At 61.2% G+C, this 14,376-nt stretch carries 13 protein-coding genes; 7 read left to right on the top strand and 6 right to left on the bottom strand.

What is annotated here, in order from left to right; genetic code table 11:
- Genes AC27VU_RS02905 through AC27VU_RS02925 form a run of 5 tightly spaced genes read left to right on the top strand, consistent with a single transcriptional unit; the run spans window position 1 to window position 4,593 of the window.
- Window positions 1-1,029 carry a DUF5924 family protein gene (locus AC27VU_RS02905; RefSeq protein WP_488723363.1) on the top strand — a complete coding sequence of 343 codons (1,029 nt, stop codon included), beginning with the start codon at window positions 1-3 and terminating at the stop codon, window positions 1,027-1,029.
- A 55-nt stretch (window positions 1,030-1,084) separates the two neighbouring features.
- The gene (locus AC27VU_RS02910; RefSeq protein ID WP_045122236.1) at window positions 1,085-2,233 is read left to right on the top strand and encodes an ABC transporter permease; all 1,149 of its coding nucleotides are present in this window, start codon (window positions 1,085-1,087) and stop codon (window positions 2,231-2,233) included.
- Window positions 2,230-3,033, top strand: a complete 804-nt coding sequence (locus AC27VU_RS02915) for an ABC transporter ATP-binding protein (protein WP_103483976.1) — start codon at window positions 2,230-2,232, stop codon at window positions 3,031-3,033. Before AC27VU_RS02910 ends, AC27VU_RS02915 begins: the two co-directional genes overlap by 4 nt.
- A gap of 1 nt (window position 3,034) precedes the next feature.
- Window positions 3,035-3,973 (top strand): MlaD family protein, encoded by a 939-nt coding sequence (locus AC27VU_RS02920; protein ID WP_103483975.1) that lies wholly within the window; start codon window positions 3,035-3,037, stop codon window positions 3,971-3,973.
- Window positions 3,970-4,593: an ABC-type transport auxiliary lipoprotein family protein gene (locus AC27VU_RS02925; protein WP_488723364.1), complete on the top strand. Its 624-nt coding sequence runs from the start codon at window positions 3,970-3,972 to the stop codon at window positions 4,591-4,593. The genes AC27VU_RS02920 and AC27VU_RS02925 overlap by 4 nt, the downstream gene beginning before the upstream one ends.
- Before the next feature lie 139 nt (window positions 4,594-4,732).
- Here AC27VU_RS02925 and AC27VU_RS02930 read toward each other — a convergent pair whose 3' ends face one another.
- From AC27VU_RS02930 to AC27VU_RS02950, 5 genes are all read right to left on the bottom strand, one after another.
- Complete coding sequence (locus tag AC27VU_RS02930; protein ID WP_103483973.1) at window positions 4,733-5,962, bottom strand: nucleoside recognition domain-containing protein; 1,230 nt, start codon at window positions 5,960-5,962, stop codon at window positions 4,733-4,735.
- Window positions 5,963-6,164: 202 nt separating this feature from the next.
- Window positions 6,165-7,496: a glutamate/aspartate:proton symporter GltP gene (gene gltP, locus AC27VU_RS02935; protein ID WP_003220280.1), complete on the bottom strand. Its 1,332-nt coding sequence runs from the start codon at window positions 7,494-7,496 to the stop codon at window positions 6,165-6,167.
- A 701-nt stretch (window positions 7,497-8,197) separates the two neighbouring features.
- Complete coding sequence (locus AC27VU_RS02940; RefSeq protein WP_047597023.1) at window positions 8,198-8,662, bottom strand: inhibitor of vertebrate lysozyme family protein; 465 nt, start codon at window positions 8,660-8,662, stop codon at window positions 8,198-8,200.
- Between the two features lie 2 nt (window positions 8,663-8,664).
- Window positions 8,665-8,829, bottom strand: a complete 165-nt coding sequence (locus tag AC27VU_RS02945; RefSeq protein ID WP_003177151.1) for a DUF1328 domain-containing protein — start codon at window positions 8,827-8,829, stop codon at window positions 8,665-8,667.
- A gap of 72 nt (window positions 8,830-8,901) precedes the next feature.
- Entirely contained in the window at window positions 8,902-9,186 is a 285-nt protein-coding gene (locus AC27VU_RS02950) for a hypothetical protein (RefSeq protein WP_047297449.1), read from the bottom strand.
- Window positions 9,187-9,612: 426 nt separating this feature from the next.
- Between AC27VU_RS02950 and algB the strand changes: the two genes are divergently transcribed.
- Window positions 9,613-10,959, top strand: a complete 1,347-nt coding sequence (gene algB, locus AC27VU_RS02955; RefSeq protein WP_003220286.1) for a sigma-54-dependent response regulator transcription factor AlgB — start codon at window positions 9,613-9,615, stop codon at window positions 10,957-10,959.
- Window positions 10,960-10,969: 10 nt separating this feature from the next.
- Complete coding sequence (locus AC27VU_RS02960) at window positions 10,970-12,760, top strand: KinB sensor domain-containing domain (protein WP_103519950.1); 1,791 nt, start codon at window positions 10,970-10,972, stop codon at window positions 12,758-12,760.
- Here AC27VU_RS02960 and AC27VU_RS02965 read toward each other — a convergent pair.
- Complete coding sequence (locus AC27VU_RS02965; protein WP_400498932.1) at window positions 12,757-14,370, bottom strand: EAL domain-containing protein; 1,614 nt, start codon at window positions 14,368-14,370, stop codon at window positions 12,757-12,759. The two genes, AC27VU_RS02960 and AC27VU_RS02965, sit on opposite strands and share 4 nt — an antisense overlap.
- Window positions 14,371-14,376 lie beyond the last annotated feature (6 nt).

Consider the following 14,376-nt stretch of genomic DNA (forward strand, 5'->3'; position numbering starts at 1 on the left):
ATGCAGAAAATCCCCCTCCTGATCCAGCGTATTCTCGAGCTGATGAAGCGCTATCCCGGGGTGATTGCGCTTGGCGGTTTCATCTCCGGGGTCGGCAGTTTCATTCTGGTCGACCGCCAGCAGGGGCTGGCGAGCTGGATCACCATCATCATGCTGCTCAGCTGGATCTGGCTGATGCTGGAAAACACTCTGACCGGCCTGTTCACGCGCATCTTCAAGCGGGAAATCCCCCAGCCGCTGCTGCGTTACGCAACGCAGATGATCCATCAGGAAAGCCTGTTTTTCGTCCTGCCGTTCTTCTTCATCACCACCACCTGGAACAGCGGCCAACTGATCTTCACCGGGCTGTTGTGCATCGCCGCGTTGATCTCGATTGTCGATCCGCTCTATTACAAATGGCTGGCGCCACGGCGCTGGGCGTTTCTCGCGCTGCACACCCTGACCCTGTTCGCCGCCCTGCTCACCGCGCTGCCGGTGATCATGCACCTGACCACCGCGCAGAGTTTCAAATGGGCGCTGGGTACGGCGGTGGTGCTGTCATTCCCGAGCCTGGCGTCGATCTTCCCGATCCGCACGGTGCGCAACGCGCTGGCCATTCTGTGCATTACCGTCGGCATCGGCGCGGTCGGCTGGACCCTGCGCTCGTGGGTGCCGCCGGCGACGCTGTGGATGACCGACGTGGCGATCAGCACTCAGTTGCAGGATCGCACCCCGGGCGACAGCCTCGAACAGGTCAGCGCCGAGCAGATCCGCAACGGCGGTCTCTACGCCTACACCGCGATCAATGCGCCGCGCGGGCTGGATGAGCGGATCTACCATGTGTGGCAGTTCAATGGTCAGGAAGTCGACCGCATCGCCCTCGACATCCACGGCGGGCGCAAGGAAGGCTATCGGGCGTGGACGCACAAGCAGAACTTCCCCGGCAACTCGGCGGGCAAGTGGCAGGTGCGGGTGCTGACCGAGGACGGTCAGGTGATCGGCGTGCTGCGTTTCGAAGTGACCGACAGCACAGCGATCAAAGAAAAGTAATCCGGTTCGTGCTATTACGTATGCCAGCGTATTTAGCCGAACAAGCACGGAGCTTATGATCAGCAGCTCAATGAGCGGTAATGCCCAGCTGGACACCTCGATCAGCCCTGCCCGTCTGCGGGTTTCCGGGGACTGGACGCTTGCCCATTACGCCGACCTCAAGCACCTGACCGAAAAACTCCGCGGCCAGTACGACGCCAATACCGTGGTCGACCTCAACAGCCTCGGCGCCCTCGACACCGCTGGCGCATCCCTGCTGGTAGAACTGCTCGGTTCCGAACGCCTCGGCAGATCCGCCGAACACCCTGACTGCACGATTTCCCAGGCTGACCGCGCACTGCTGCAAACGGTGTATCGCTCGCTGACCGATTTCTGCGTGCCGATCAAGGAGCCGGAAGTCAGCGTCAGCGTGCAACTGCTCACCCGCATCGGGCGCGCGGTGGAAACGGTCTGGCAGGACACCCTGCAAGTGCTGGGTTTCATCGGCCTGATCCTCGAAACCATCGCCCGCAATCTGCTGCGCCCCAAGCGTTGGCGCATCACCCCCGTCGTCGCCCACATCGAACAGACCGGTCTCGACGCCGCGCCGATCGTGGCGCTGCTGACCTTTCTGGTCGGTGCGGTGGTGGCGTTTCTCGGCGCCACGGTGCTCGCCAGTTTCGGAGCGACGATATTCACCGTGGATCTGGTGGGCTTCTCCTTCCTGCGTGAGTTCGGTGTGCTGCTCACGGCGATCCTGATGGCCGGCCGCACCGCCAGTGCGTTCACCGCGCAGATCGGTTCGATGAAGGCCAATGAAGAGATCGACGCGATCCGTACCCTCGGCCTCGATCCGATGGAGCTGCTGGTGGTGCCGCGGGTATTGGCGATGCTGGTGGCGCTGCCGATGCTGACGTTTCTGGCGATGCTCTGCGGGATCATCGGCGGTGGTGTGGTGTGCGCGGTGTCACTGGGGATTTCGCCGGCGATGTTCCTCTCGCTGCTGCAAAGCGACATCGGCATTCAGCACTTTCTGGTCGGCTTGGTGAAGGCGCCGATCTTTGCTTTCCTGATCGCCACGATCGGTTGCCTGGAAGGCTTCAAGGTCAGCGGCAGCGCCGAATCGGTCGGCGCGCACACCACGTCTGCCGTGGTGCAGTCGATTTTCGTGGTGATCGTGCTCGATGCGGTGGCTGCGCTGTTCTTCATGGAGATGGGCTGGTGAGTCGTCTACCCCGCGCGCCCTCGGAGGCGGTGATCGAAGTCCGTGGCCTGTGCAATCGCTTTGGCAGCCAGAGCGTGCACGAGAACCTTGATCTGGATTTGTACAAAGGCGAAATCCTCGCCGTGGTTGGCGGTTCCGGCAGCGGTAAATCGGTGCTGCTGCGCAGCATTGTCGGTTTGCGCCGGCCCAGCGAAGGCAACGTGAAGGTGTTCGGCCAGAACCTGCCTAGCCTGTCCGAGCATGAGCGTTCGCTGGTTGAGCGACGTTTCGGCGTGCTGTTCCAGAAAGGCGCGCTGTTCTCCTCGCTGACCGTCACCGAAAACGTCGCCCTGCCGCTGATCGAACACGCCGGCCTGAGCCGCAACGACGCCGAGCACCTGGCGGCGGTGAAGCTGGCGCTGGCCGGGCTGCCGTTGTCGGCGGCGGACAAATACCCGGCGTCGTTGTCCGGCGGGATGATCAAGCGCGCCGCGCTGGCCCGGGCTCTGGCGCTGGATCCGGACATCCTGTTTCTCGACGAACCCACCGCCGGCCTCGACCCGATTGGCGCGGCGGCGTTCGATCAACTGATCCTGACCCTGCGTGATGCGCTGGGTCTGAGCGTGTTTCTGGTGACCCACGACCTCGACACGCTCTACACCATCACCGACCGCGTGGCAGTGCTGGCGCAGAAGAAAGTGCTGGTGGCCGGCCCGATCGATGTGGTCTCGGAAACCAACGACGCGTGGATTCACGAATACTTCCACGGCCCGCGCGGCCGCTCGGCGCTGGACGCCGCCAAATTGCTCAACGAGGTCTGACATGGAAACCCGAGCCCATCATGTGTTGATCGGCCTGTTCTCAGTGATTGTCGTGGCAGGCGCCCTGCTCTTCGGCCTGTGGCTGGCCAAGTCCAGCGTCGACAGCGAGTTCAAGGATTACGAAGTGGTCTTCAACGAGGCGGTCAGCGGCCTGTCCAAGGGCAGCCCGGTGCAGTACAGCGGGATCAAGGTCGGTGACGTGGTCAGCCTGCGTCTCGACCCGAAAGACCCGCGCCGGGTGCTGGCGCGGATTCGTCTGGGCGGGGACACCCCGGTCAAGGAAGACACCCAGGCCAAACTGGCGCTGGCCGGGATCACCGGCACTTCGATCATCCAGCTCAGCGGCGGCACCCCGGAGAGCCCGAAACTGCGCGGACATGATGGCGAATTGCCGACCATCGTCGCGGCGCCCTCGCCCATTTCCCGGCTGCTCAACGACAGCAACGACCTGATGACCGGCATCACCGCCCTGCTGAACAATGCCAACCAGATGTTTTCCCCGGAGAACGTCGAGCGCGTCAGCAACACCCTGGCGCACCTGGAGCAAACCACCGGTTCGATCAACGATCAGCGCGGCGACCTGCGCCAGGCCATGCAGCAACTGGCAAGCGTCGGCAAGCAGGCCGGCAGCATGCTCGAGCAAACCTCGGCGTTGATGCGCAACGCCAACGGCCTGCTCAACGATCAGGGCAAGCAGGCGCTGGGCAGTGCCGAGCAGGCGATGAAGTCGCTGGAGCAAAGCAGCGCCACCATCAACGGCTTGCTCAGCAAGAACCAGAACTCCCTCGACAACGGCTTGCAGGGCCTCAATGGCCTGGCCCCGGCGATCCGCGAACTGCGCGAAACCCTGACTTCGCTGCGCGGCATTTCGCAACGCCTTGAGGCCAACCCCAGCGGCTACCTGCTGGGCAGTGACAAGAACAAGGAATTCACCCCATGAAGCTGACTCACTTCGCTCTCCTCGCCAGTTTCTCCCTGCTCTCGGCGTGCTCGATCCTGCCCAAGGCCGAGCCTTCGGACGTCTATCGCCTGCCCGCCGCGCAAGCGCCCGCCTCGGCCAGCTCAGCGGCGACCCAGCACTGGTCGCTGCGCCTGAACAAGTTGCAGGCCAGCGAAGCGCTGAACCGGCCGAACATCGCGGTGATTCCACAGGGTGATGTGATCAGCAGCTACAAGGCCTCGCGCTGGAGCGATCCGGCGCCGGTGCTGGTGCGTAATCGGCTGCTGGATGGTTTTGCCCGGGATGGTCGGGTGACGCTGCTCAGTACCGATGACAGCAACTTCGCCGCGGATCTGGAACTGGGCGGCAATTTGCAGGCGTTTCAGACCGAGTATCAGGGCAATCAGGCCAGCGTCGTGGTGCGCGTCGATGCGCTGCTGGTGCGCGGCTATGACCAGAAGATCCTCGCAAGCCGCCGCTTCGAAGAGCGTCAGCCGTTGAACGATGTGCAGGTGCCGGCGGTGGTGGCGGGGTTTGGACAGGCCAGTGATCGGCTGACGGCTGAGGTCGTCGCGTGGGCCGTCGACCAAGGCCAGAAGCTCGCACCTCAGAGACCCTGATCTATCAAAATTGCTTTTGTGGCGAGGGAGCTTGCTCCCGCTGGGCTGCGTAGCAGCCCCATCTTTCAGGGCCGCTTCGCGCCCCGGCGGGAGCAAGCTCCCTCGCCACAGAGAAATTGGTTGCCCGAAGCTCTTGGGGTTAACCGAAGAACCAGTAGCAGACGCCAATCGCGCCGAGCACGCCAGCCAGTTCCGCCAGCAACGCACAGCCCACCGCATGCCGCGCCCGCTGAATCCCCACCGCACCGAAATACACTGCCAGCACATAGAAGGTTGTCTCGGTGCTGCCCTGAATTGTCGCCGCGACCAGTGCCGGGAAGCTGTCGACGCCGGAGGTTTTCATGGTCTCGATCAGCATCGCCCGTGCGGCGCTGCCGGAAAATGGTTTGACCATCGCGGTCGGTAACGCATCGACAAAACGCGTGTCCCAACCGGCCCACTGCACCAGATGCCGAATGCCGTCGAGGCCGAAGTCCAGCGCCCCGGAAGCGCGCAGCACGCCAATCGCGCAGAGCATCGCCACCAGATACGGCAGCAGGTTCTTGGCGACGTCGAAGCCCTCCTTCGCGCCCTCGACGAACGCCTCGTAAACCTTGACCTTGCGTAACGCGCCGATCACCAGGAACAGCATGATCAGGCCGAACAGCGTCAGGTTGCCAAGGATCGACGACAGTCCGGCCAGCGCCGTGGCCGACATCGTCGCCAGCAGCGCCATGAAGCCGCCGAGGATCAGTGCGCCGGGAATCAGATAGGCCAGCACCACCGGATCCCAGATACGCAGGCGCTGCATGAACGCCACCGAGAGGAAGCCGACGATGGTCGAGCAACTGGTCGCCAGCAGGATCGGCAGAAACACCAGGGTCGGGTCCGGCGCGCCTTGCTGGGCGCGGTACATGAAGATCGTCACCGGCAGCAGGGTCAGCGACGAGGCGTTGAGCACCAGGAACAGGATCTGCGCGTTGCTGGCGATGGTCGTGCTGGGGTTGAGCTCTTGCAGCGCTTTCATCGCCTTGAGGCCGATCGGCGTGGCGGCGTTGTCCAGCCCCAGACCGTTGGCGGCGAAGTTCAAGGTGATCAGGCCGAGTGCCGGATGACCGGCCGGGACTTCCGGCATCAGCCGCAGAAACAGCGGGCCGAGCACCTTGGCCAGCCATTCGACGATCCCGGCCTTCTCGGCGATGCGCAGAAAGCCCAGCCACAGGGTCAGCGTGCCGAACAGCAGCACCATGACCTCGACCGAGAGTTTGGCCATGGCGAAAATGCTTTCCACCATCGCCGCGAAAATCCCGGCGTTGCCACCGACCAGCCACTGCACCAGCGCAGATATTGCTGCCACGACGAAGAAGCCAAGCCACAGGCCATTAAGCATCAGTCAAATCCCCCGGAAGATGCGGCGAATGATAGCGGGGTCGCCAGAAACGACAAACCCCGGATTGCTCCGGGGTTTGTCGGTAAGGCTTGCATCAGTCACTGTGGGAGCGAGCTTGCTCGCGAAGGCGGTGTGTCAATCAACATAATTGTTGGATGTGCCGGCCTCTTCGCGAGCAAGCTCGCTCCCACAGGGGTTTGCATTACGGCTTGGAGATCTCGCCAGCCGGCAGTTTTTCCTTGCTGCGCCAGTGCGGCAGGGAGTTCCAGTAGCGCTCACCCTTGGCGTCGTCGTACATGCCTTCCCAGCGCGCGATAACCAGGACTGCCAGGGCGTTGCCAATCACGTTCAGTGCGGTACGCGCCATGTCCATGATGCGGTCGACACCGGCGATGAACGCCAGGCCTTCCAGTGGGATACCCACGCTGCCCAGAGTCGCCAGCAGCACCACGAAGGACACGCCCGGTACGCCGGCGATGCCTTTGGAGGTGACCATCAGGGTCAGCACCAGCAGCAGTTGCTGGCTGATCGACAGGTCGATGCCGTACAGCTGGGCAATGAAGATTGCGGCGATCGACTGGTACAGGGTCGAACCGTCGAGGTTGAACGAGTAGCCGGTCGGTACCACGAAGGAGCAGATGGCTTTCGGTGCGCCGTAGGCTTCCATCTTCTCGATGACGCGTGGCAGCACGGTTTCCGAGGAGGCAGTGGAGTAAGCCAGGACCAGCTCATCCTTGAAGATGCGCATCAGCTTGATCACCGAGAAGCCGAACAGCTTGGCGATCAGGCCCAGCACCACGAAGGCGAAGAAAGCGATGGCGACGTAAACCAGGATCACCAGTTTGGCCAGCGGCAGCAGCGAGGCGAAGCCGAAGTTGGCCACGGTCACTGCGATCAGGGCGAACACGCCGATCGGGGCGTAGTTCATGATCATGTGGGTGACTTTGAACATGCTTTCCGAGACGCCCTGGAACATCTTCACCAGCGGCTCGCGCAGGTCCGACTGCAGACTCGACAGACCGAGACCGAACAGCACGGAGAAGAAGATGATCGGCAGCATCTCGCCGCGGGCCATGGCCGCGAAGATGTTCGACGGGATCAGGTTGAGGATGGTCTCGATGAACGCGTGTTCATGCTGCACTTCGGCGGCGGTCGCCTGGTACTTGGAGATATCCACTGTGCCCAGGGTGCTCATGTCGATGCCGGCGCCCGGGTGGAACACGTTGGCCAGCACCAGACCGACGATGATCGCGATGGTGGTGACGACTTCGAAGTAGATGATGGTCTTCAGGCCGATACGCCCGAGCTTCTTGGCGTCGCCCACGCCAGCAATGCCGACGATCAGGGAAGAGATGACGATCGGGATCACGATCATCTTGATCAGACGGATAAAGATATCGCCTGCCGGTTGCAGGACGTTGCTGATCCACCAGGCTTTCTCGGCACTGAAGTGGTTGAGCAACGCTCCGATTGCAATCCCTAATACCAGACCGATGAGGATCTGCCAGGCGAGGCTGAGTTTTGCCTTCTTCATTATCTTTACCCTTACTTGCGTTTGACTCAGGCACATGCAGGAACTGGAACGCTCTTTCAGCGGAAAAGTCTGTGCATCTGCCTCCGTATAAGGTGCCCCGAAGCGCGTGTTTACGGCTCTTCGGCAGGCGAAAAAAGGCGCAACTATTCCGATGCAAGGTTGCGCCGTCTAATGCCGTAAACGCCTACCCTATGCCGAATCGGCATGAGCTTTTTTAAATGAAACTGGCGTCCCAACCGGTTCGATTACGACATTTCAGCCGGCATAAGTGCCGTGAACCGGCCATTACAGCCGAGGTTGGTTATTTTTTGAACGAGTGAATTCGTCGGAAAATTTAGGAAAAAGCCTACATTTGCAGACTAGATCTCCCACTGTTTAAAGGGACTCTTTCTCGATATACGGTCGCCAGGAAACACCGCGAAATGTTTTCGCGCGCAGTGTGAGGCATTAAAAGACGAGCAGGACGCTCTAGATCAATGTTTTGCATCGGACAAAGCTCAGCGCAAGTCCGTCGAACCGCTGTGGGTCGGCGAACCTGCGTCGCAGCTTTTACCCTGACCCGGCCCTCACGCAGGCACTCCCTGTACCCGTAGGTCACTCCGACCCTGTAACAGTCAGAACGTCCCGGCCCCCTGGTCATGCGCCGGCCTTCCTCGGGCAGGCGCAATAAAGGGCAGCGGGGCGCTGCCCTCATGTTCGAATCAGTACCAGTTCGGATCTTTCTTCAGCGTTTCCATCAACAGGTTCTGCATGCCCTGATTCGGTTTGCCAAGGAAGCGGTAGGTGGCATGTCGCGTGGGCGACTTGTCGGCCGGCAATCCTTCGGGCACATCGACGAGCATGGCGTACGCATCTTTCTTGTCGAAGCTGAAAGCTACGATCAAGCGGTGGTTGAGGCACTTGTCTGCGGATTCGCAGAGCGGCCCGACCAGATACTTGTCGCCATCTTCAGTCACGGCATTCATCTGCTGGTCTGGCGTGCCGGACAGGTTCATCACCCATTCCGGCAGGCGTTCTTCGTGCTTCACAACGCCTTGCCAGGTTTCGCGGTATTGCGGGTCGGAGCTGAGCAGCTCGTTGACCCGCGCCTGGCCATCATTGGCCGCCATCGCCATGGCACTACCGCCCAGAAGCAGGGCGGCTGCCAGTGTCTTTAAAGCAATCATCGTTAACCTCGGCCGCGACGGCCAAAGAAGAAGGAAGCGATGAACATCACCAGGAACACGACAAAGAGAATCTTGGCGATACCCGTGGCGGTGCCCGCGATACCACCGAAGCCCAGTACGGCGGCGATGATGGCAATGATCAAGAATGTAATTGCCCAGCTCAACATGGTGATTCTCCTTACTTCTCTATTTAGGGATATTGCGTGTTCCGGCGCGATGCGCCCGAATTCTTCGGTTCGTCAGAAAACCCAGCGCTCTTCACGTGGCAGTTGATCCAGCGGCTGTGGCTGATCGACATCCATCATGCGCATCGAGGCGCTTTCGGCCTGACTGCTGCTGACGGCGCTGAAGTGCGTCTGCGTGCTGTGTTGAATCGAGATCAGTGGCTCAGGCTTCTGGCTGTTTTCCCAGCTCAGGTATTGCTGGCAAGCGATCAGTGTGATCAACAGCGCAAGTACGCCAAACAGGCCTTGCTGAATATGCAGTGGCGAGATACGCACTTGGGCGGCACGTTGGCGAGTCATCCTGGGTTCCTCACTCTTATTCGGTGGGGGCAGTGGAATCTGCCCGGGCTGAATGAGTTATTGCAGGCTGCATGCCAGTTTTTTATTTGAAAAATATTCAATAAAATCAATGAGTTATAAGTGATGAAAATTCAGCGACGGACGCATCCTGCACGATGGGTCGTCTACGGTCGTGCGGAATGCACGATTATTTCGTAGGAGATTTCATTCTTATTGAATTGAGAGCACGTCCCGGATGTCAGAAAAGTACGCAGGGAACCCCCTGCAAATCGGTGATTGTTTAAAAACTCAACAAAATCAATGGATTGGCCGTTAAGGCAGGAGAGAGCTACCCTCCTATGGCTCGCATCGTTCAGAATCAACCATGCAACTTGCCCGATTTTTCCGGGACTAACCCAAGATCAATCACTATGGAGCGTAGGAAAAATGGAATCTGCCACTGAGCATCAAGGCCGCATTCTGCTGGTGGACGACGAGTCCGCCATCCTGCGAACCTTTCGTTACTGCCTCGAAGACGAAGGTTATACGGTGGCCACCGCCAACAGCGCGGCCCAGGCTGAGGCATTGTTGCAACGTCAGGTGTTCGACCTGTGCTTCCTTGATTTGCGTCTGGGTGAAGACAACGGTCTCGATGTACTGGCGCAGATGCGCGTTCAGGCGCCGTGGATGCGGGTGGTGATCGTCACCGCGCACTCGGCAGTCGATACCGCCGTGGACGCGATCCAGGCGGGCGCCGCCGACTATCTGGTCAAACCGTGCAGCCCCGACCAGTTGCGTCTGGCCACCGCCAAGCAGCTGGAGGTGCGCCAGCTCTCGGCGCGCCTGGAAGCGCTCGAAGGCGAGATCCGCAAACCCAAGGACGGCCTCGACTCCCACAGCCCGGCGATGAAAGTCGTGCTGGAAACAGCACGTCAGGTCGCCGGTACCGACGCCAACATCCTTATCCTCGGCGAATCCGGCACGGGTAAGGGCGAACTGGCCCGGGCCATTCACGGCTGGAGCAAGCGCGAAAAGAAATCCTGCGTGACCATCAACTGCCCGTCGTTGACTGCCGAGCTGATGGAAAGCGAGCTGTTCGGTCACAGTCGCGGTGCGTTTACCGGCGCCAGCGAAAGCACGCTTGGTCGAGTCAATCAGGCTGACGGCGGTACGCTGTTTCTCGACGAGATCGGCGATTTTCCGCTGACATTGCAACCCAAATTGCTGCGTTTTATTCAGGACAAGGAATACGAGCGGGTAGGGGATCCGGTGACCCGCCGCGCCGATGTGCGGATTCTCGCGGCGACCAACCTCAACCTCGAGGACATGGTGCGCGACGGGCGCTTCCGTGAAGACCTGCTCTATCGCCTCAACGTGATCACCCTGCATCTGCCGCCACTGCGCGAGCGTGCCGAAGACATTCTGACCCTGGCTGACCGTTTCCTCGCGCGCTTCGTCAAAGAGTACGCGCGTCCGGCCCGGGGCTTCAGTGACGAGGCGCGGGAGGCGCTGCTGGGTTATCGCTGGCCGGGCAACATCCGGGAGCTGCGTAACGTGGTGGAGCGGGCGAGCATCATCTGCCCGCAGGAACGCGTGGAAATCAGCCACCTGGGCATGGCCGAGCAACCGGCGAACAACGCACCACGGGTCGGCGCGGCGCTGAGTCTCGATGAGCTGGAAAAAGCCCACATCGGCGCGGTGCTGGCGACGGCAGGCACCCTCGATCAGGCGGCGAAAACCCTGGGCATCGATGCGTCGACCCTGTATCGCAAACGCAAGCAGTACAACCTGTGAGCGCCCGACGATGAAGCTGGCGATGAAGTTGCGCACTCGCTTGTTCCTGAGTATTTCTGCGCTGATTACGGTTGCCTTGCTCGGGCTGTTGCTCGGGCTGGTCAGCGTGATGCAGATGGCCGGTACTCAAGAAGCGACGATCCGCAGCAACTTCGTGACCCTGGATCTGGGGCTCAAATTGCGCCAGACCCTCGGCGACCAACTGGTACTGATGCTGGCTGAAAAGCCCGATCCCGCGGCCTTCGAGGCGTCAAAGCAGCATTACCTGCAATTACTCGATGAAGGCATTTCGCAGGAGGCAGACGGCGATGGCCGACAGTACGGGTTTACTCAAGCCAAAGCCGATTACCTGAGTTTTCTCCAGGCGTTCGAGCAGTCGCGTGACCCCGGCAACGTGCTCAGTGGCAACAGCGAACTCAGAGAGCGCTTCAACACCTTGCGCAACGGTCTGATCGCCGAACACAAGCATGCGCTGGACAACATCAACGCGGTACAGCATGACGCCCGGGAGCGGGCGCTGCTGGTCTCAGGCTTGCTCGGACTGGTAGGGCTGGCGGTGTTGATCATCGGGTTTGTCACTGCCCATGCGATTGCCCGGCGCTTCGGCGCGCCGATCGAGGCGCTGGCGCAAGCGGCGGACAACATCGGCCAGGGCAATTTCGAAGTCACGCTGCCGATTTCCTCGGCGATGGAAATGAATCAGCTGACCAAGCGCTTCGGCCTCATGGCCGAGGCGCTGCGCGAGCATCAGGCGACCAATATCGACGAGCTGCTGGCCGGTCAGCAGCGCTTGCAGGCGGTGCTCGACAGCATCGACGACGGCTTGCTGATGATCGACCGCGAAGGGCATCTGGAGCACCTCAATCCGGTGGCCCAGCGCCAGTTGGGCTGGGACAGTGACCGCTTGGGGCAGGGCCTGGGCACTGCGCTTGAGCGCCCGGAGCTCGACGCGCAGCTGCAACTGGTGCTGCGCGGCGGCACCCTTGAGCGCGCTCCGGAGGATTTGAGCATCGAGGTCGATGGCGAATCACGCTTGTTGACCTATAGCCTGACTCCGGTCAGCCACACCCAGGGGCATATTCTTGGCGCGGTGATGGTGCTGCACGACGTCACCGAGCAGCGCGCCTTCGAACGGGTACGCAGTGAGTTCGTGCTGCGCGCCTCCCATGAGCTGCGCACGCCGGTCACCGGCATGCACATGGCGTTCGGCCTGTTTCGCGAGCGGGCGAAGTTTCCCCCGGAGTCACGCGAGGCGGACCTGCTCGACACGGTCAACGAAGAGATGCAGCGCCTGATGCAGTTGATCAACGACTTGCTCAACTTCTCGCGCTATCAGAACGGTTTGCAGAAACTCACCCTGGCGCCGTGTTCCATCGAAGATTTGCTGGAGCAGGCGCAATCGCGTTTCGCCGATTCGGCGGCGGCCAAGGGCATTGCCTTGAACGTCGAAGTGCAGGGGCCGTTGCCGCGTCTGCAGGCCGATCAGGCGCAACTTGAACGGGTGCTCGACAACCTGATCGACAACGCCCTGCGTCATACCGCCCGCGACGGGCAGATCCGCCTGCAAGCGCGTCGGCATGGCGAGCGGGTGATCATCAGCGTCGAAGACAACGGCGAAGGCATTGCCTACGGTCAGCAGGGACGGATTTTCGAACCGTTCGTGCAGGTCGGGCGCAAGAAGGGCGGCGCCGGCCTTGGCTTGGCACTGTGCAAGGAAATTGTGCAGTTGCATGGCGGGCGGATGGGCGTGTATTCGCGGCCGGGGCAGGGCACGCAGTTCTACATGGCGCTGGCGGTCTAGGCTTCGTCGTCCAGCCGGCGCCCGGCGAGGCGCCGTCCACGGGTGATCAGTTCGATGAACTGCACCGCGCTCAGTGCCTGGGCGAACAGCCAGCCCTGACCGAACTTGACCCCCTCACTGCTGAGAAACACCGCTTGTGCTTCGTGCTCGATGCCCTCGGCGATCACCTTCAGATCCAGTGCCTGCGCCATGTGAATGATGTGCGGAGCAACGCCACTGCTGGCGGCGTCATGGCCGAGGGCATCGATGAAGGCCTTGTCGATTTTCAGGCAATCCACCGGCAGCGTCTGCAGATAGGCGAGGCTGCAATAGCCAGTGCCGAAATCATCGATCAGCACCTGGTGGCCGACATCACGCAAGGCTTGCAGGTTCTCCCGCGCGACTACCACGTCGATCAGCCCGCGTTCGGTGACCTCAAAGGCAATCTGCCGCGCCGCGACCCGGTGCAGGGTCAACAGCTTGGCCATGACCTGGCCGATGCGCGGCACCATCACGTCGCACGCAGCCAGATTGACCGAGATGTACAGCTGCGGGTTGGCGCGCAGCACCGGTCCCAGTTGTTCAAGCAGCCGTTGCAGGACGAAATCGGTCATCTGGCGAATCTGCCCGGTGTTTTCCGCCATGGGGATGAACAGGTCGGGACTGGTCAACGTACCGTCCGGCCGGCGCCAGCGTAGCAGGGCTTCGGCGCCCACGCAGTTGCGGTTGTCGAGGTCGAAGATCGGCTGATACAGCACTTGCAGTTCGCCGCGACGAATCGCGCCCTGAAGCTCGGCGTCCAGCGACTGTCGCTGGCGCACCAGCAGAAACACCAGGAACCCCGACAACGCTCCAAGCAGCAGGCAGACCGGCACCATCCACCACCAGACGGTGGGAATGTGCATGCCGGTTCGTGGCGTGATCAGCACCAACTGGTATTCCGGATTTTTAGTTGGCATGCGGTAGATCAGCCGTGACTGGGTGACTTGCAGCGCCTCGCGGCTTTTTGGCGGCCAGGCCTCGGTCGGTGGCCATGCCTGGGCTTTGCCGAGTACCGGAATAGCTCGCTTGCCGTGATCGAGCACCACCAGCAGGCTGCTGTCCGGTGGCAAGTCGACCATGTCAGTCAAATGCCCACGGGATGTGGCCACGCGGAAATTGCCGCGCCCGAGCATCAGGGCTGCGCGGTTTTCATCGGGTTCGGTGGTTGTGTTGAGCCAGTAGCTGTAAGTCGGGCCTTTGATGTCCGGCGCACGGACGACCGACAACCCTTCTTGCCGGGGCCGGTTGGAGCAGATTCGCTTGCCGTCCATGTAGGCCGCTTCATAGACGAAGCGATAGTTGAAGGTGACCTGTTGCAGGGTGGCGATCATTTCGTCATCGCAACTGCGTAACGGCTGCGCCTCGAGGTCGTCGAGACTTTCGCGCAATTGCCCGAACAGTTGCTCCAGACGAGCCAGAAAACGCTCGCCCTGAGCGTTCATCTCCTGGCTCTCGTTTTGTTCGATCTGGTGAATGGCGAAGAACATTCCACCAGTGATCAGCAGCGCAGCGCTGAGGACAGCCGCGATCATCGCCAAAAACCACGGGCGATAGAACCAGCTACGCAGCGTCGCTCGGGTAGCAACCATCATGGA

The organism is Pseudomonas sp. 14P5.3.2, assembly GCF_057799175.1.